The organism is Pseudomonas sp. MWU16-30317, assembly GCF_020515695.1.
GTDB lineage: Bacteria > Pseudomonadota > Gammaproteobacteria > Pseudomonadales > Pseudomonadaceae > Aquipseudomonas.
The window spans coordinates 131056-149369 of the sequence record NZ_JAIWJA010000012.1 but is presented as its reverse complement, the minus strand read 5'-3'; the positions used below and the strand labels follow the sequence as shown (position 1 = coordinate 149369).

General features: G+C 59.5%; 15 protein-coding genes. 4 read left to right on the top strand and 11 right to left on the bottom strand.

The genetic code is table 11. The features are described 5' to 3' along the window. Positions 1-24 precede the first annotated feature (24 nt). Positions 25-918: an alpha/beta hydrolase gene (locus LIX93_RS26495; protein ID WP_226507014.1), complete on the bottom strand. Its 894-nt coding sequence runs from the start codon at positions 916-918 to the stop codon at positions 25-27. Between the two features lie 399 nt (positions 919-1317). Here LIX93_RS26495 and LIX93_RS26490 point away from each other — a divergent pair, with 399 nt between their 5' ends. Next, positions 1318-2142, top strand: a complete 825-nt coding sequence (locus LIX93_RS26490; protein ID WP_226507013.1) for an aldo/keto reductase — start codon at positions 1318-1320, stop codon at positions 2140-2142. 212 nt (positions 2143-2354) lie between these two features. Here the strand turns inward: LIX93_RS26490 and LIX93_RS26485 are convergent, their stop codons facing one another. From LIX93_RS26485 to LIX93_RS26470, 4 genes are all read right to left on the bottom strand, one after another. After that, positions 2355-3299 (bottom strand): DMT family transporter, encoded by a 945-nt coding sequence (locus LIX93_RS26485; protein WP_226507012.1) that lies wholly within the window; start codon positions 3297-3299, stop codon positions 2355-2357. Positions 3300-3378: 79 nt separating this feature from the next. Further along, positions 3379-4107: an AraC family transcriptional regulator gene (locus tag LIX93_RS26480; protein ID WP_226507011.1), complete on the bottom strand. Its 729-nt coding sequence runs from the start codon at positions 4105-4107 to the stop codon at positions 3379-3381. A gap of 237 nt (positions 4108-4344) precedes the next feature. Further along, positions 4345-5514: a prolyl oligopeptidase family serine peptidase gene (locus tag LIX93_RS26475; RefSeq protein WP_226507010.1), complete on the bottom strand. Its 1170-nt coding sequence runs from the start codon at positions 5512-5514 to the stop codon at positions 4345-4347. A gap of 101 nt (positions 5515-5615) precedes the next feature. Continuing rightward, positions 5616-6536, bottom strand: a complete 921-nt coding sequence (locus LIX93_RS26470; protein WP_226507009.1) for a LysR family transcriptional regulator — start codon at positions 6534-6536, stop codon at positions 5616-5618. Between the two features lie 186 nt (positions 6537-6722). On the opposite strand from LIX93_RS26470, the gene LIX93_RS26465 reads away from it, so the two are divergent. The 3 genes from LIX93_RS26465 to LIX93_RS26455 all read left to right on the top strand — a co-directional run bounded on the left by LIX93_RS26465 (position 6723) and on the right by LIX93_RS26455 (position 9555). After that, positions 6723-7664 (top strand): VOC family protein, encoded by a 942-nt coding sequence (locus LIX93_RS26465; protein WP_226507008.1) that lies wholly within the window; start codon positions 6723-6725, stop codon positions 7662-7664. Between the two features lie 101 nt (positions 7665-7765). Continuing rightward, entirely contained in the window at positions 7766-8773 is a 1008-nt protein-coding gene (locus LIX93_RS26460) for a fumarylacetoacetate hydrolase family protein (RefSeq protein ID WP_226507007.1), read from the top strand. Next, complete coding sequence (locus LIX93_RS26455) at positions 8770-9555, top strand: cyclase family protein (protein WP_226507006.1); 786 nt, start codon at positions 8770-8772, stop codon at positions 9553-9555. The genes LIX93_RS26460 and LIX93_RS26455 overlap by 4 nt, the downstream gene beginning before the upstream one ends. 54 nt (positions 9556-9609) lie before the next feature. Here the strand turns inward: LIX93_RS26455 and LIX93_RS26450 are convergent, their stop codons facing one another. The 6 genes from LIX93_RS26450 to LIX93_RS26425 all read right to left on the bottom strand — a co-directional run bounded on the left by LIX93_RS26450 (position 9610) and on the right by LIX93_RS26425 (position 18314). Next, positions 9610-10731: a glycosyl hydrolase gene (locus LIX93_RS26450; protein WP_226507005.1), complete on the bottom strand. Its 1122-nt coding sequence runs from the start codon at positions 10729-10731 to the stop codon at positions 9610-9612. Then, entirely contained in the window at positions 10718-12367 is a 1650-nt protein-coding gene (locus LIX93_RS26445; RefSeq protein WP_226507004.1) for a family 43 glycosylhydrolase, read from the bottom strand. The genes LIX93_RS26450 and LIX93_RS26445 overlap by 14 nt, the downstream gene beginning before the upstream one ends. A 116-nt stretch (positions 12368-12483) precedes the next feature. Continuing rightward, positions 12484-13815: a carbohydrate porin gene (locus LIX93_RS26440; protein WP_226507003.1), complete on the bottom strand. Its 1332-nt coding sequence runs from the start codon at positions 13813-13815 to the stop codon at positions 12484-12486. Between the two features lie 101 nt (positions 13816-13916). Then, a complete protein-coding gene (locus LIX93_RS26435) occupies positions 13917-15176 on the bottom strand; it encodes an MFS transporter (protein WP_226507002.1) in 1260 nt (419 codons plus the stop codon). Between the two features lie 81 nt (positions 15177-15257). Beyond that, positions 15258-17699, bottom strand: coding sequence for a glycoside hydrolase family 3 protein (locus LIX93_RS26430; protein WP_226507001.1), 2442 nt, complete (start codon positions 17697-17699; stop codon positions 15258-15260). Continuing rightward, complete coding sequence (locus tag LIX93_RS26425; RefSeq protein WP_226507000.1) at positions 17700-18314, bottom strand: NADPH-dependent FMN reductase; 615 nt, start codon at positions 18312-18314, stop codon at positions 17700-17702.

Sequence of the window (18314 nt, the reverse complement as noted above, 5' to 3'; positions counted from 1 at the left end):
ATAATCCTCGGTCAGTGGGTGGTTTCAGGCGCACGCCAGCATTTTTTGAGCAACAATTTCAGGCTCATCGATCATCAGCCAATGCCCCGCATCAACCAGGGTCAGCGAGGCATGCGGGAGATGCTGTTTAAAGTCGTGGGCCATGCCACTGGTGAGGTAGGGGTCGTTGGTGCCCCACAGGATGTTCACTGGGACATCCAGATTTTCAAAGGTCGCCAGACGCGCCGTGTTGCGGCCAATTTCGGCAAACAGATCCGCTGCCAGGGCTACGAACGCGCGCGCCGAACTCGGCTGCTGCATGAAACTGCCAACCACAATCGGACCCAGGAAGGCTTCACTGTAGGCTCGGTGGTGCTCGTTGAGACTGGCCTGGAATTTGCCAAACTGAAAATTCAGTAAAAAGCCCATCTGCTCTGGACTCTGGATGATCTCGCCAGCCAGCGCAGTAAGGCCCGGTTGGGCGAAGAGCTCGATCAGTTCCGGCAGGCGGGCGGCGGGCGTGGCTGCGTAGAGCGTGTTGAGCAGGCACAATGAATGGACGCTGGCGGGGTGCGCCAAAGCGAAGTTGATCGCCGCCGGCCCTGCTGCGTCGTGCGCTACCGGGATGACTTTGCCCAGTTGCAGTCCCTCGACCACTGCCACGAGATCATCCAATTGCTGTTTGAAACCATAAACAGTGGTGTCTCGCTTATCAGATGCGCCGAAGCCCAGGAAATCAAAAGTGACCACGCGGCGGCCCGCAGCGATCAGGTGCGGCACCAAGCCATCGTAGATATGCAGATTGTCGGGGAAACCGTGCATCAGGACGAAGGCCGGACCGGCTCCTGGGTAGTGCCTGGCATAGAGATGGCCGCCTTCGCGGGCGAGCCAATGTTCGGTATAAAGGTTTACGGTTTCCATATCAACGATGCTCATCATGGGGCCTCATAGTTAGAGATGCAGATGAGCAGGGCGGCTAATCAGACCCTTGTTCATCAATCAGCGCATCAATGACGGATCCGGCACTCCGGGGTTGCACGGGGCCGATGAGAGCTAGGATGAGATCTTTGGATGATGGTCACAATGTCATTGTCCCCACCTTTTAGGACACGTAGGGGCTTACGGGTACAGCTGGTCATGTCGTTCAAGGACCCACGATTGCCAGGTACGATGAATCACGGTACTGGCCAGGCTCCGACTTATTGGCAATATCACAATCCCCACGCAATATACTTTCAGACATGGTTCACTAGGGGCGCCGAGTCACCTAGCTTCGCTATCGAAATTCAGGCGACGCTTGGTGAATTACTAGATACCTATCCTTGAAGGCTCAAGATCATGCAAAGCATACGATCCAAAGGTTTGCAGATTCCCCGTCTGGGCTTCGGCACATTTCGCATGCCGGGAGATGGTTGCGAGGCGGTTGTAGAGAGCGCACTGGATCTAGGCTATCGGCACATCGATACCGCTGCGATGTACGACAACGAAGCCGCTGTAGGGCGTGCAATCAAAGTGTCTGGGGTTGCTCGGGAAGATATCTTTCTGACGACGAAGGTCTGGCACGACCAACTGGAGCCTGGGGCTCTGGTGGAGGCCTTCAAGGTAAGTCTGAACAAGCTGGATGTGGATTACATTGATCTGTTCATGGTGCATTGGCCTTCGCCTTCAATGCACATGGCGCAGGTGATGACCGCGATGCAGTCACTGCTCGATCAAGGCCTGATACGAGGCATCGGCGTGTGCAACTTCAATATGCCCATGCTCCGTGAGGCCATTGACCAACTCGGCGCGCCAATAGCAGCCGTGCAGGTCGAATACCATCCGTTTCTGGACCAAAGCGCGTTGTTGGGCTTTTTACGGGCCAGGGACATCCCGCTCGTTGCCCACGCACCATTGGCTCAGGGGCGCGCTACTCAAGATCCGGTCCTGACTCGAATAGCAGCCAAACACGGCGCTACCGCAGCGCAAGTGGCTATTGCTTGGTTGCTGCAGCAGGAGGGCGTGATTGCGATTCCCAAAGCACAGCGAAGGGAAAACCAAATGTCGAATCTGCAGTCGTTGAATGTGACCCTGGACGAGGAGGATCGACAGCTGATCGCGGCATTGCCGAAGGACCAGCGTTTCGTCCAGCCACCATTTGCTCCCGACTGGGATGCAAAATAGCAGGATTTGATCCGGGCGCGAGTGTCTGGGTTGTTGCTGCTGATGCAGGATTGACCGATCTGCCGACACAAGCTTGCACCGCCCAAGATAATTCAAAAGCTAATGCCAGAGTGGATGTGGTGAGCAACAGCGTGGGTCAGTGAAGCCTCAGCAGATGGGCCAATTCCACATCAGCGGCCACAGTATTCCTGTCACTGTAGCGTCTGTACGAGTCAAACAGCCGGAGAGTGACGGGGAGTACGATGACAATTCAGACACCACACGACACCGGTGACCAGAAGTGCAATCGCCGCAATTTCATATGAGTCGGGCAGCCGATGCTCCCATAGAAATCCAAAAACCAGCGCCGCTAACGTCTCAATCACGAGCACTTGTCCGCTGAGTGCAAGGGGTAGAAGTCGGCTCGCCTGATTCCAGCACGCACCACCCACAACCGAAGATAAAAACGCTACGCCACCGGCTACCATGACAAAATGTAGCCATTCGGAATTGCCATGCGTTCCGACTTGCCAACCCAGGACAGGTACCGCCAAAAGCAGTGATTGAGCGCCAGTCATGACCCCTGTCAGCAGTGCCCAGTCATGGGCGGAAACGCTGGCTACCTGAGCCAGCCGCCGAGCGTTGCTCACTGCGAACCAACTCCATGTCACTAACGCGCCCGCCGCGCATAGAATTCCGGCGATGTTTGTCAGTGTATCGGGCCTGTCGCCATTGATCAGTGCGTGCCAGCTGATAAGTGTGACCCCGCCCACAGCGCAGCACAGCGAGGGAGTGAGCTTGCGCAAAGAAACGGCGTTGACGTCATGACGGCCTGCCAGCGTGACGAACACCGGAATGAGTCCGACGATCAGGGACGTTGTGGCAATGCCAACCAACTGCACACCGGTGCCCACCAGCGTGTAGTAAATGAGGTTCCCAATCAGGCTAAGCCAGAAGAGTGACTTCCAGTCGGCCATAGTGAGATTGGCGCAAACGCGCCTCCAGCGGGGCATAAGCAAGGCCACCGAAATCGCGCCGTAGCAGAGAAATCTCAGAACGGCGAATTGCAGGCCGCTCAGCCCCGGGGTGAGCTGGGGGCCGAGGAAGATCACCCCCCAACACAGGCCCGCGCAAACTCCGTAGACAATGCCCTTTAGCAGTAATCGATCAGCAAACATTTCATCCGCGCTCCAAAGCGTTATGGATGAAGTCTGGAGCAACTGATTCGGGGAGTATTGTCGGTAACTGCGGGATTTTTTACCCAGACTGTTTTTGCGTTTTACGATAAACCGCCGGGGTCGTGGCCCTCACGCGCTGCATGGCACGAGTCAGCGATGCCTGGTCACAAAAGCCGGCACGCAAGGCAATCTCGGATATGGTCAATGAGGTTCCACGCAACCATCGTTGAGCTTCTTGCAGGCGTAAATCAGTCAACCAAGCTTGCGGACTCATATCGAACAGTAGCCGGAAACGTTGGTGCAGCTGACTCATGCTCATTTTTGCTACTTGAGCCATGGCCTCATTGCTCCAATTCGCTCCAGGATCCGCCCGAAGACGAGTGATCAACTGCTCCATGGGGTCTGGAAAGCAGGAGATTTCCGGATTTAGGGACGACAAAAGCAGAGGCCCCAATTGGGAGGCCGCGATGGACAATTGTGCGTTGCCGATTAGCTCGGCGAACTCTATAAGCCGACGAGTTGCGGGGGAAATGGGCACATATATTTTCTGAGCAAGACGCTCGATCTGGATCGTTTCCAGAGTCGTCGGCGCACAGTCCAAAACTAAAAAACGGCTATCGAGGTGAGTCTGCTGCGAATGGATCGAGCCAGGTGTCACAAGCGCTGCCAATGATTGATCAATGCAGCCGCCGCAACCGTTTACGTCAATTTCCATTTCGCCACGAATCGGCAGTACCAGTTGAGCATGATCGTGGTGGTGGTGAGGGGTTTCCCTCTCATAGCGGCGAACTTCAAGACTTAGAAACATTACTGCACCTTCCGGCCCGTCTGGTTATTCGAGGTTGACGTCCCAAAACGCCCAATGCGCACCCGCGTTAGGTCAGGCTCGCCAATGATTCTAACATCTACGGATCAGACCGTTGATCGCACAATCTGTATTGGCCATACGGTTGCCACCGAGTCCATACAGAGATCAGTTAAGCGTCCGAGCCACCGAAAGCCAATCCCGATCGGAACAGGTACCCAGGGTGACTGGTCTGTCGCGTCAGCCTTGCGAGCGTGCCGTGGACCCTCCCAGCACTTCTGCGACCCAGTCGGCAATGTAATGCCCGGCATTGATACTGTTATCAAAGCTTGAATGCTGCACGCCCCCTTCGCGCTCGGTGAACACCTTTAGTTCACGCTTGGGGCTGTTGACCAACTGTTCGTAGGTCCGCTGTGCCCACTTGAGAGGGATCTGTGAATCCTTTTCGCCATGGGTGACCAGAAACGGCACCTTGATGCGATCGAGGATACCGTCGAGGTGGACATTTTCGGCAAGGCTCATGAACTGATCAATATCCTTGGCGCCCCACACCCAGCTGACATGTTCCCAGTAATGCGGCACCGGGAAATTGCCCTCCTTTTCCAATCGGCGTTTTTGCACATCGCGCCAGTCATGGTTGGCGCCCCAGACCACGCCGCAGGCGAATCGCGGTTCGAACGCCACGGCGCGCGGGCAGTAATAGCCGCCAAGGGAGACACCTTCCATCCCGATCCGTTGCGGATCTATCTCTGCACGGGTTTGCAACCAGTCCACCACGCGGCTGGCCCAGTGCTCGCTGTCGAAGCGCGCGACCAGACCTTGCAGGCGCAACGCTTCGCCTGTGCCGGGCTGATCGACGACCAGCGACGAAACCCCGCGCTTGGCGAGCCAGGTGGGTAGGCCCACGCGGTATTTGAGTTCTTTGGTGGAGTCCAGACCGTTGACCTGCACAAGGATCGGCGCAGGCCCCTGAACGCCTTCAGCACGTACATAAAGCGCGCTTAGATGGCTATCGCCGTACGCAATCTCCACCCGCTCGCAGTTATCGCCTGACAGCTCGAGGCCCTTGGCGAACGTGTTCAGAAAAGTACGATAAAGCGCCTCTCGGCCCGCAGCGCCATGACCCTGCAGGCGCTCGCAGGTCATGTAGTAGATAGCCGCTCGGTTGTATTTTTCACCCGCCGACAGCAGGCGGCCTTTTGCTTGGTCTTCCTGCGCCAGCGAACATAATTTGTCGGCCATCTTTGCCCAAGTGTCACGAAAGGCACGCACACCTTCCGCATCTGGCTGCCGAGAGGCCTCTTGCAGGGGCGCGCACATTTGCTCGATTTCGCCGATGCGCGCGCCCATCTCGATGGCCAGGTCCACGGAGAGGTTCCAGACGTAGTTGGTGGGGAAGTAGCGGAACATGATTCGCGGTCCTTTTATTATCGGCGAGGTCGTTGAGACCGACGGTAATGGAAGGGCAAGCTATCTGGCCAATCGTTAGTATGGATGCCAGCCATCGTTTTTCAGGATGGCTTGGCGGACCACGCTAACGTCGCGCTGACGATCTGCTCTCGCAACCATTGATGCACTGGGTCTTGATCCAGGCTGCGATGCCAGACCATATATTCGCGCATCAGCGGCAACTCCATGGGAGGTTCCAGCAATCGCAGGGGCAGGTAGTTGGCGTAGCGTTCAGCAAGGCGCCGATGCATGGTGGCGATGCGTTGGGTCCCGACCAGCAACTGCGCCAGGGTGTTGAAGTCGTGTGTGATCACTTCCAGCCGGCGCTTGAAGCTGTATCGGCTCATCAGCCATTCCTCGATGCTCAGGTGCCGGTTGCGGCCGAACGCCACCGACACATGCCCCATGTCCATGTACTGTTCAAGGCTTAGCGACTCACCGACCTGTACGTTATGCCGGCAGATCACGCACACGTGCTCTTCTTCGAACAACATCTGTGAGGGATGCTCGTCATGCACGTAGCGCTCGGGCACGATTATCAGGTCGACCTCGCCCCGCATGAGCAACTCGTCCGAACTGCCGCTGGGCCCCAGTATTTCGAAGGTGATATGCGGTGCGTTGCGCTGTACGGTCTCGATGACTTGCGCCAGCAGTACGGTAATCAGGTAGTCGGAGGTGATCACGCGAAAGTGGCGCTTGCTCAATGCCGGTTCGAATACCGGCTTGGCCACGATCGAAGCGCGCAGGGTCATGAGCACGTCGCGTACCTTGGGCACCAGCTCCAGCGCGTAGGGGGTTGGGACCATCTTGCGCCCTACCTGTACGAGCAGTTCATCTTGGAAGTACTGGCACAGACGGCTCAGCGCACCGCTGGTTGCAGATTGCGTCATGCTCAGGCGTTCGGCGGCGCGGGTGATGTTCTGCTCCTCGAGCAGCACGTCAAAAGCCAGCAGCAGATTGAGGTCGAAGTGGTTGAAGCGCATGGCGGGGCTCGAGTCGCACGCAGGGGTTGCAGCATCTCCATTTTCATTCGAAGGGTCAATCCATGTATCCAGGCAATCGATGCCTGGGAGAGAAACTATCGATTGGTAAGATTTATGTGGGGCGGCGATCTTTGGTCATCTGCCGGGGCATATCCGGCAATGTGCTGAACCCCTCAGGAGCTACCTATGAATATCCTCGGCCTTGACGCCCTCGTGTTTGGCGTCGACGACCTCCAGGCATGCAGCAATTGCCTACGCGACTACGGCCTTGCGCCGGTTGATGTGTCCGATCGCAGTGCCCGTTTCGAGGCCCTCGACGGCACCGCAGTGGTGATTCGCTATGCCAACGATCCGCAGTTGCCGCCCGCTATCGGGCCCGCGCCATCGATCCGCGAGACGGTATACGGCGTTGCTTGCGCTGCCGACCTGGACGCCATCGAAGCCGAATTACTGCGTGATCGGCCCGTCACCCGTGACGCTCATGGTGCCGTGCACAGCGTCGATGACATGGGCTTTGCGATTGCCTTTCAAGTGACCGTGCGCCGTGCTTATCAGGCGCCCGACGATCTGACCAATGCTGCCGGTCATGCACCGCAGCGTCCTCTCAACCAACTGGGGATCAGCCCTGACATGCCGGCGGCGCCGCGCACGCTTTCGCACGTGGTGTACTTCGTGCCGGACGCGGTCAAGGCTGAAGCGTTCTATGCACAGCGCCTGGGCTTCAAGACCACCGACCGCTTCGAGCGCGTCGGGCCTTTCATGCGCCCCGCAGGCTCGGACGACCACCATTGCCTGTTCATGATCCAGACGCCGGCGCACATGAAGGGCTGTGAGCACTTCACCTTCCACTTGGGCAGTGGCACCGAGGTACTACTGGCCGGGCGCCGCTTCGAGCAAGCGGGCTGGACCAGCTTCTGGGGGCCGGGCCGTCACCTGATGGGCTCTAACTGGTTCTGGTATTTCAATAGCCCGTTGGGTTGCCATATCGAATACGACGCGGACATGGACAAGCACGATGACGCCTGGGAGGCCCGGCAGGCGCCGATGTCGGCGGATAACTCGCAGTTATTCCTGTTCAACGCACGGGAAAAATGGGCTCCGGGCGGCCCTCCACCCAAAGCCGAGTAAGCCCCGCACACCGAATCGGCCGGTACCGCTACTCCCGGCTGAATTGAACCAACAATAAGACTCGTCGCCCGGCCGGTGGGGCGCATGAGGGAGAACCGCCAATGAAACTAGCGACCTTGCGCAGCCAGGAGGCGGATGGGCGCCTGCTGGTCGTGTCTCGCGATCTGAGTTGTGCAGTGTTGGCGACGTCTATCGTCGCCACGCTGCAACAGGCACTGGAAAACTGGCACGCCGTTGAACCACCGCTGCGCCAGCTCTATCAGCAACTCAACGATGGTGTCTGTGCCGACGCCATTGCCTTTGCCCCCCAAGACTGCGCCGCCCCGCTGCCGCGAGCCTACCAGTGGCTGGACGCCTCATCCTTTACCCATCACGGCGAATTGATGCAGCAGGCATTCCATCTGCCCCCCCTCGAAGGCGCCGAGACAACACCTTTGATGTACCAAGGCGCCAGCGATGATTTTATCGGGGGGCGGGAGCCGATTCGATTACCCAGCGAGGCTCACGGCATCGATTTCGAGGGTGAGTTTTTTGTCCTGTCAGACGCGGTGCCGATGGGCTGTAGCGCACTGCAAGCGCGCCAACATATCAAGCTTATCGGACTGCTGAATGACGTCAGTCTGCGCGCTTTGGCCCCTCGGGAAATGCGTAACGGCTTCGGTTTCGTGCAGGCCAAGCCGACCACCAGTTTTGCCGCCGTGGTGGTCACTCCGGATGAGCTGGGTGAGTCATGGCGGGACGAGCGTGTGCATCTGGACCTGCAGGTGTACTGGAACGGCGAGCTGTTCGGGCATCCTAACGGCGCAGAAATGAACTTCAGCTTCGCCCGGCTGATCGAGCATGCGGCGCTGACGCGTCGTCTGTGTGCCGGGACCGTGCTGGGCTCGGGCACGGTGTCCAATCGTGATCGGGCAGCGGGTTCGGCTTGCATCAGTGAGCGTCGTGCATTGGAGATGATCGAGTCCGGTGCCGCGCACACCCCGTTCATGGCATTCGGTGACCACATCCTCATGCAGGTGCTGGGTACCGACGGCCAGTCGCTGTTCGCAAGCATCGACCAGACGGTGGTGCAGTTTGCCGCCGTTGCATCCAGGAGTAATCAGCAATGAATCTTGCCAAGCGCCGTCTGATCGACCTGTCGGTCACTTTGGACAACAACCCCTACACCGACCCACCGCCGTTGCTACCCAAAATCGACTACATGGATCACCAGCAGGGCTGGCCGGAAATGGCTGCGATGTTCCCCGGTCTGCAGAAAAGCGACTTGCCTGGTGATGAGTCCTGGGCCGCCGAGCGCCTGCAGATCACTACCCATAGCGGCACACACATGGACGCGCCCTGGCACTACGCTTCGACAACCGATGGCGGCGAGCCAGCCTTCGGTATCGATGAATTGCCGCTGGAGTGGTGCCTGCAACCGGGGGTAAAGCTGGATTTCCGGCATTTTCCGGACGGGCATGTGGTCACCGCAGACCAGGTAGCAGCCGAATTGCAAAGAATCGAGCATCAGTTGCAGCCGTTGGACATCGTACTGGTCAATACTCGCGCTGGCAGCCTCTTCGGTCAGCCGGGGTATCTGGATGCAGGCATCGGAATGGGCCGCGAAGCCACCCTTTATCTGCTCGAACTCGGCGTGCGAGTGGTCGGGACCGACGCCTGGAGTTGGGATGCGCCTTTCAAATATACGCGTGAGCGCTTTGCCGCCAGCGGCGACGCGGCGATCATCTGGGAAGGGCACAAGGCTGGGCGGGATATCGGATACGGGCAGATGGAAAAGCTGGCCAATCTTGAAAGCCTGCCCCCCAGTGGATTTCTGGTGTCGTGCTTTCCCTACAAGATCCGCCACGCGTCGGCGGGCTTCGTCAGGGCGGTAGCCATCTTGAGCGAGTGACAAGGGCGGCCAGCAAAAAGGGTATCGTGAGGTACCCTTTTTGCTCTGGTGACGCTATTGGTCAGTACGGTAATGCTCGATATTAACCGGCCCGAGCAGTCCAGAGCGCCGCAGAGGCGCGTCGGCGGTGTAGGTCGGGCCGGTGGTGAATAGCACGGGGGTGGCCCCCGGTTGTGCATCGCCAATCAGCCGGTTGACCCAAGGTGTGATGACCCGCACTTGGAGGGTATTCAGACCTTTGCGCAGTACCTTGCCCACCTCTACCCGGTACGGTGGTTTCCACAAGGTCCCCAGACTGCGTTGATTCAGCGTGACCTGGGCCAGATCACGAACCTCACCCAGATCCAGGTAGCAGTGAGTGCCGCAGGTCTGGAGGCTGTTGAAGCGCAATGTGTACGTCGCGGTTCCCGAGAAATATCTCAATGCCGGATCTGGGGATTGCGCACAGTCCATCAATTGCGCCAGGGTTTCTACGTGGTTGTGTTCAGTGGCGGTGGGATAGCCAAGTTGCCACGGGCCCGACAGTGCCTGACGTTCGCTCAGGCGCGTGGCCGGCTCCGTGGCTTTGGCGGTATTGCGAAAGATCACGAATTGCGTATCGCCTGGTCGCAGCTCGAGGTTCAGCCGAGAGGTATTTGTATCGGCACCGAAGGCAACGGCATGCGCTTCGCCGCAGTCAGCATCCCAGAGTTCCGGTTTCAAGGCCTTGACCCTGAACTGCGCGTCGAGCCGTTCAGCGTGGTCACCCAGGTTGGCGATGAAATAGACCTCGCTGCCGTCTTTCAGTCGACGATGCTGGAAGCGCAGGTCGGCGCCCACCGTAGCGTGGTGCAGACGTAGATCGGGCTGGATGCCCAAATGTGCCAAGGCCTGCTCGGGGTTCATGCCGGTGAGCACCCTGTCCGGGGCTTGGGTAGCGGACCCTGCGGGCGGCCAGAGCTGGTCCGCCAGTGCGCTGAAGCGCCTGGCATCGTCGGCCTCGCTAGGGCTGCTCAGCGGACGCGCGCCGACCTGAGTCGCGCCTTGTGCCACCAGATCACGAACCTTTTCCAAGGTGGCCAGGGTCATGTGCTGGCTGCTGCCGCCCAGATACAGCACACGGTAGCGTCCCCCGTTGGCAGTACTCAGTTCAGCGTCTTGCTGAAAGTAGGCATCACTAACCTCAGGCCAATGCACGGTATTGAAAGTTGCTGAATCGCACCGAACCTGCGCCGGTGGCGAACAGCGCCGGGCGCAGGCTGGCGAGGTCGTCGGCGACATTGACGTTGTAGCCGCTGACTTCACTGCGTAATGCATGGCGTGTCCACTTCACCCCATCAAGGCTGTAGAAGAACGTCACGATATGGCGGTCGTTGACGATGCGCAGGTGCCAGATGCGGCCAGCGGGTGCGGGTTCTGGCCAATAGCTGGGCCGGCCTGATCTGTAGGTCGTCATACGGCTACCGTCGTGGCCCATCCCCAGGTAAAGCTGCTTGTTGAAGAACAACAACAGGCCCCCTATGGCCTCACCGATAAGCTCCATCTGTACCGTCACTTCGTAGTGGTGGTCGCCGGTGAGTACCGCCAGCGGTGATGCATCGGTCGGTGTGAGGCCTTTGCCTTGCAGCAACAGAGCATTGTTTTCGAATCGCGCCCGTGCTTGCTCGCCATGACCAGGGTTATAGAAATTCCATCGAGTACCGAAGGCAGCCATGGCGAAGTTGTCGGATTTGGCAATGCCATGGGCGTTGCTCTTGCCCTTTGCGGGCTTGGCGATGGGTTTGGACAAGTCCCCGCCCTTGGCCCGAAACCAACCGTCGGTCGTCCACTCGATCGGATCGAGCAGCGTTTGTCTGCCCAAGCCACGAAAGCCGTTTTCGTATCCGTGATACACCATCCACCAGTCCTTTGCGGGTCCCTCCACCAGGCTGGCATGCCCACGTGACCACCAACGTTCGCTGTCGCTTTGCGTACGCACGATAGGGTTGTGCGGGCAATTTTCCCACGGCCCCAGCACTGAGCGAGAGCGGGCAGCATTGACCATATGGCCGGTGGCCGGCCCGGATGTCCCACCTTCGGCGGTGATCAGGTAGAAGTACTCACCTCTTCGGAGCAGCTTGGGGCTCTCCAGTGAGAACGCTTCAGTGATCCATTCATCAGGGTATTGCCAGCCCTCGTAGGCCAGGCTCACAGGGCCGTCGGTTGAAAGTCCGTCATCGCTCAGACGTACCCGGCTGACACCGCTTAGGAACAGATACCGTTTGCCGTCTTCACCGACGATGTGGCCGGGGTCGATCAGCCCAGGTATCTGCAAGTCGATCGGGTCGCTCCACGGACCGGTGATAGTGTCGGCGTGCACGACATAGATCTTGGGGCGATGGTCGGCATCAGGGCCGGTGGCTGTCGGCAAAATCGGGATGTAGATGTAGTAACGATTACCGTGCTTGACCAGATCGACTGCGAACACCGAGCCGATCGGTTTTTCCAGTGCCGGCCCCAATGGTGTCCAATTCACCAGGTCCTGTGAGTGCCAGATAATCAACGCCGGGTAGTTCTCGAACGCCGAGAACGTCATGTAGTAGTCGGGCCCATCCTTGAGAATCGTCGGGTCGGGGTAGTCACCTGCCATGATCGGGTTAAGAAAGTAACCATTGCCCAGGTCGCCCTTGCGTTGGCCTTCGATACCTTTGCCCCATGGCTGAGGCGTTGTCCCTGATGGGCTGGCGGTCGTGTCTTGTCGGGCCGTGGCGGGGCTGGCAAAGGCGTGCGGGACAGAGCAGGCGGCGACTCCTAGGAGGCCGGCTTTCAAGGCACCGCGACGGGAACTGTTCATACAGGAACGCCTTTGGGCTGTTGTCATGATCGGAGAGGGCGCAGGGGGGCAGAGAATCGGCATGCTCGCAGTCGATGAGCCGCGCCGCGCCTGAAGGCGCAGCGCGGACCCTAAGGTCAGAATGCGAAGTTGAGGCCGGTCTGGAACAGTAGTGCGTCGTCGGCGACTGGCGCAAACGATGGGCCCTGTTGGTACGTAAGACCGTTGACCCAGTAGATGCCGCGGGTCAGGCGCGCCGCATAGGAGAGCGACAACGCCGTCGACGAGCGCTCTGCCTCAGTGCCGGAAAGCTCGACGGCGTTGTGGGCATATTTGCTGAAGTAGCTTTTAGTGAACCCCAGCGATGCCATGTCGCGAGGGCGACTGTCGAAAGGGCCGAGGTAGAAGGTTGTGATCTGGAAGTCCTTGCCGTACAGGTTGCGGTCTTCTGGGGCGTAGTTGACCTTCACGTCGGCGTACAGGCCCCGCGGGCTTCTGCCGTCAGGCTGCGTCACTTGGTAGGTTGCGGCCAGATACCCGCCGTAGTTGTTATCAGTCATGCCACCGTGGCGGTAGTCGTCATAGTGGCTGGTGTTGTATATGGCGCCAGCGCGAAACCATTGCGCATGCTGGCCGGCCGAGGATTCGACCTTGTAGCCGAGCTCGTCGACGACCAAGGGGTTGGAGCCGTCAACCTTAAGCTTGAACCCCGTCGGATTTTCGTCCAGATCGTATTGGAAGCGCTGCGGGCTGGCGCTGCGCGCAATGCCCAGGCGGTTGTACCAGCGCTTGCTCTCGTCCTTCACCTGAATAGTCAACGCCGGGCTTGGGCTGAACAGCGACAGGCCGACCTGTACCGGTATCACACTGATCGGGCCGAGTGCCGCCGCCGATGAGTTGCCCCCCAGGACCATCCCATAGAACTGGCGAATCAACGGAAAATAGCCGTACTGCACTTCAAGGCGCTCATCGAAGAAGCGCTGGTTGATGGCGAAGATCGACATGGTCAGGAAGTTCGGGTTGCTAGACTTGTAACTGCCATTTTCCGAAGCCAGGGCCATGGTCAGTTGCGCGTTGCCGCCAAAGCCGACGCGGGTCAGGTCATAGGTCAGCCCGATACTTTCCGATTGCCGCCAGGTCGGGTCTTGGCCGTTGTACAACTGGGGGCGCTGGTTGTGGCCGAGCACGTCGTAGCGAAAGTTGGGGCTGTAGCTGCCATAGATGCCGAAGCCATGTTCAGCCAACGCAGCACGCAAACCGCCGAGCTCGGGCGAGACTGAATCGCACGGGGCGGTTTCGTTGAGCACAGCTTCGGCGCGCGTCACGTATTGGGCATAAGCCTCGCAGCCGGGCGGGGTGATGGACGATTGAGTGGGTGTGCCTTCCAGGGTATTGCTTTGGGGCGCGGCCAATACCGATGCGCTCGCAAGGGTCATCAGTACACACATCATGGGGTTCAACGGACGCATGGCTACCTCGGTGTTTTTATTGTTTGGGTGGAGCGATCGATAGGCGCAAGTCTTCCCGCTCGCTCCAAAAAAACGGGAGCGAGGCAGGCATGACTCGAACGTTAAAAAAGCGCTTGGCGCACGGCGCTGCGTCGCAGGTTCAGCGCAGCGGTCACCAGTGCCGCTACCAGCGCAACGATCCCCAGGATCGATACGGCGCCGCGCAAGCCGTCAGGCAATTGCAGCCCTAGCAGCGAAATGATGAACGGGCTGATGAACTGGCCAAGGAAAAACGCGGTGTGCCAGAACCCCATGCCCTTGCCGCGATGCTGATACTCGAGGCTGCCCAGGCACCAGCTCAGCAGCGCCGGAATCAGCACGCCGCAGGCAACCTGTGCGACGAACGCGGCGGCCACCACCCATGCGATGCCAGGCAATGCACCCATGCCATAGAGCCCGGCCGCGAACAGGCTGAAGGTCAGTAGCAAATGCACGCGGATCGAACGGCGCGACATGAGCGAGAACAGCAACGCACCGATAGGCACGCCAATGCCGGCGATACCACTGGCAAAACCGATGCGCGTGGGCGAATCGAGGCCTGCGGCGTTGAGTACCGAACTGATCTGCAGGACTTCGACGTAATACAGTACTGCGCAGAACAATGTCACCACGGCGATTGTCAGCATCGCGGCGACTGGAAAACCCTGCGTGCTGAGGGGGACCTTTTCAGCCGCTTGAGGTGCTGGCTCCCATGTAAACAACAGCAGGCACAGGAATACCGGCAGCGCCAACAGATACAGTGCAAATGGACCCTGCCAGCCGAAGTTGCCCAGCATCCCCGAGACGAATAGCAGCGCCGTTGCCGACACCGAGCCAACGGCACTTTGCACCGCCAGCCATTTCTTCCTGGGTTGGCCTTGGAACAGGTCGCCCATCAGCGTGTTGGCGATGGTCATGATGAATGCTTCGCATACCCCCAGGCAAAAGCGACTGGCGATGATCGAAGGCAGGTCGTCCAGGAGGAACGGGGTGAAGCCGAACAGTGCGAATAGCGCTACTGCGATCAGCAGCAGGCGACGTCGGCCTATGCGATCGGCGAGGAACCCTGCCAGCGGAGAGAGCAGCGCGATGCATAGACTAGGTGCGGTGATGAGCAAAGGAATCAGCAGGGCCGCTTGCGGATGGCTACTGAAGTGCTTGGCCAGCAGCGGGATGATCGGCACGATGGAAATGATGCCCATGATTGGCAGCTGAGTGCTAAACACCAGGATGATGGCTTGCAGGGCCCCTGCTTCGCGGGGTATCCCTCGGCTGATCGGCCGTGGCTGCACCTGGGTCGGTGCATCGGCACTTGCGCGGCGTTGCAGAGCGGTTGGCTCCATAGCGTTCTCCTTCGATACCGGTATCCGGCATCCTATTGTTTTTGTATTCAAGAGTTATTCGTAGTGGGCACGCAAGTGAATTCAGGGGGCGCTGTGCAGTTTGCCTCCCGGGCTCAAGGCCACCCTTGATTGGTAGTGGATATCGTCGACCGAGCGACCTAATTGCAGTTGGTAGGTGCCGGCCGATAGCTGCCAGCCGGCGCTGCTCCAGCGCTCGAAGGCATGGCGCTGCATGCTGACTTGAACCTGGCGAGATTCACCTGCGGCCAGCCAGACGGTACTGAAACCGGCGAGGCGGGTTTGGCCTGCGGGATCTTCCACATAAACCTGTACGGTTTCCTTGCCAGCTCGCGGAGCACGGTTGTGGAGGGCGACCACCATGAACAGTTGATCGACGTCATTGCCTATCAGCTGTGTATCGCCGTAGTCGAATTCGGCATAGCCAAGACCGTGACCAAAGCAGAAAGCGGCGGCCGTGCCTTGTGCAGCGAAATGCCGATAGCCGATGTTGCTCGCTTCGTGATAACGCAGGTCGCCTGTGGCATCCGGTTGCAGCGACCACACTGGGTAATCGGCTTCCTGGTGCGCAAGGGTAACGGGCAAGCGCCCTCCGGGTTCGCGCTCGCCGCTCAATACCTTCGCCAACGCTGGCGCGAATTGCTGGCCGGGATACCACGCCATCAACAGGGCTTTTGCATTGGCCAGGTCTTGGGTGTCGATGGCATGGGCGGCATTGATCACTACGACCGTGTTCGGGTTGGCTGCACACACCCGGCGGATCAGCTCGATCTGTGTCTCGGGCAGGCGCGTAGTGTCGCGATCGATACTCTCCAGCCCTGCATCGGCGGTTTCACCCACCATCAACACCACCTGGTCGCAATTGCCGGCCAATTCGACCGCTTGCTCCAGCAAGTCATCGACCATGGGTGGCTGACAGCCGAACCACAGGCCGTGGGCGATGCTAGCTCCCAGACAAAGGGTAAACTTCAGGGTGACGATTTCGCCTGCGCTCAGGCTGCGGTCGACGTAGACGAACTCGCTTTGCATCAGCTTGCCCATGATGTCGCCCGAAACCGCCTGGCCGTCATAGGTCAAGCATTCTTCGTCATTGATACGCAGCGTGGCCAACCCGGTGCCACCGATGCAGAAGCGGTAGGTACCACTCTGTTTCGCGGTAAAAACGGTGCTCGCCTCAACACGCGCTTCGGTGCCTGGTTTCAGCAAGCTGCCGACCCCCGGCATATCCTTGAACCAGACCATCGAAGTGGTATTGCGCACTTCCCGGTGCAATGCCTGGGTAGCGGCCAGACTGCCAAAGAACGCGACATCCACGCCAGATTCACCTGCAGCAGTGCGCGGATCGATGGCAGCCAAAGGCGGCAGGCGATAGTCCGGGCGCACGCCTTGGGCGTAGCCGACTTGCCAGCCCGCGTTGGCAAAATGCTCCTCGATAGCTTCCAGGGGCAGTGGCACTTGCGGACTGACGGCGACTTTGGCGAAGGTGCCGCCCTGGTAGCAAGGAGCGGTCGCATTCGGGCCGATGACTGCCAGGCGACCAGGTGATGCGAGATCCAAAGGAAGCAGTGCACCTTCGTTACGCAGCAGCACGAATCCGGCTGCCGCAGCTTCTTCCAGTAATTCCAGACGAGCTGCTATGGCGTGCTCGTCCTCGCTGTAAGGCACAGGTTGGCTGACGCGTCGTGCAAGCCTGTACAGGCGCTCGTTGGCTTGATCAACAGCCGAGTAGTCGGCTCCCGATTCGGCAAAATGCTGCGCCAACTGCGAGCCCATGTGTCGGGCGGGGCCGGGCATTTCCAGATCCAGCCCTGCACTAAGGCTGGCGGGGCCTTGGCGTGTGCCGAACCAATCGGAAGTGATCAAACCGTCCCAACTCAGTTCGTTCTTGAGCCAGGCCCGAAGGATCTGCGCATGTTCGGCGCAGGGTGTGCCGTTGACCCGGTTGTACGCAGTGAGCATTGCCCATACGCCATGGCGTGCCGCGTATTCGAAAGGCCACAGGTAGACTTCGCGAACCGTCGCCTCGTCTACTACCGAGTTCATACTGCGCCGGTCGGTCTCCGAGTCGTTGCACACCACGTGCTTGGCGACGGCCGCCACGCCCCGCGCTTGCACCCCGGCAATCCACTCGCTGCCCAGTTCGGCGGTCAGTTGCGGGTCTTCGCTGAGCAACTCGAAGGCGCGACCGGCCAAGGGACTGCGCGGCAAATTGAGATTAGGGCCCAGGACTGCCTGGACCCCGATGCGGATGGCCTCGTCGCCCACCAGTCCACCAATGCGCCGTACCAGATCGCGGTCCCACGATGCTCCGAGCGATACGCCGCAAGGCGTCAGCAACGCAATATCTCGCTCGTCGACACGACCCCCGGTAATGCCCATAGGCCCATCGGCGAAGCGTATCGAAGCGATACCCGCATGGGGCACTGCCGGCGTCGACCACATGTCCTGGCCTGCGGTCAAACCAAGTTTTTCTTCCCGGCTCAGTATCGCACCCAAGAGGCTCATTCACTGACTCCGTGCCAGGCGGTGGGCCTGGGCAAAGTCCAGCACTTGCTCGGCCAGCAGCTGCAACGATTGTTGGACCGATTCGTTGGTGCATTCGCCTTCACTGCCGAACAACCGCGTGCCGGCGGTGTTCAGGGTTACGCCCAACGGCGTCGGCCAGCCACGTAGCGCGTGTACGATCGAGCGCAAAGCCCCGAGCGTAGTGTTGCACCCTTGCCAGCCGGCGGCGGTGACGATGCAACCGGTAGCACGACCGTCGAGGTAGACACGGGTGTCGGCGCGCAGGTCCTCAAGCAAGTCAATGGCGTTTTTCACCAGCCCCGACACGCCGCCGTGATACCCCGGCGAGGCGAGCAATACACCGTCTGCCTGACGTATGGCTTCAACCAATGCAACCTGACCTTCGGTACGTTCCTGACACTCTGGAGAATAAGCGGGCAGGGCGGCCAGCTCGGTACCACCGAACAGTAGCGTCCGAGCACCCTTGGAACGCGCGTGTTCCAACGCGGCACGCAGGGCGTTTTCGGTACTGGAACCGGGGCGGGTGGTGCCACCAATTCCCACCAGCAGAGGCCGATGTTCGCCAATTCGACTTTTTGCGAGGACTTCAGACAT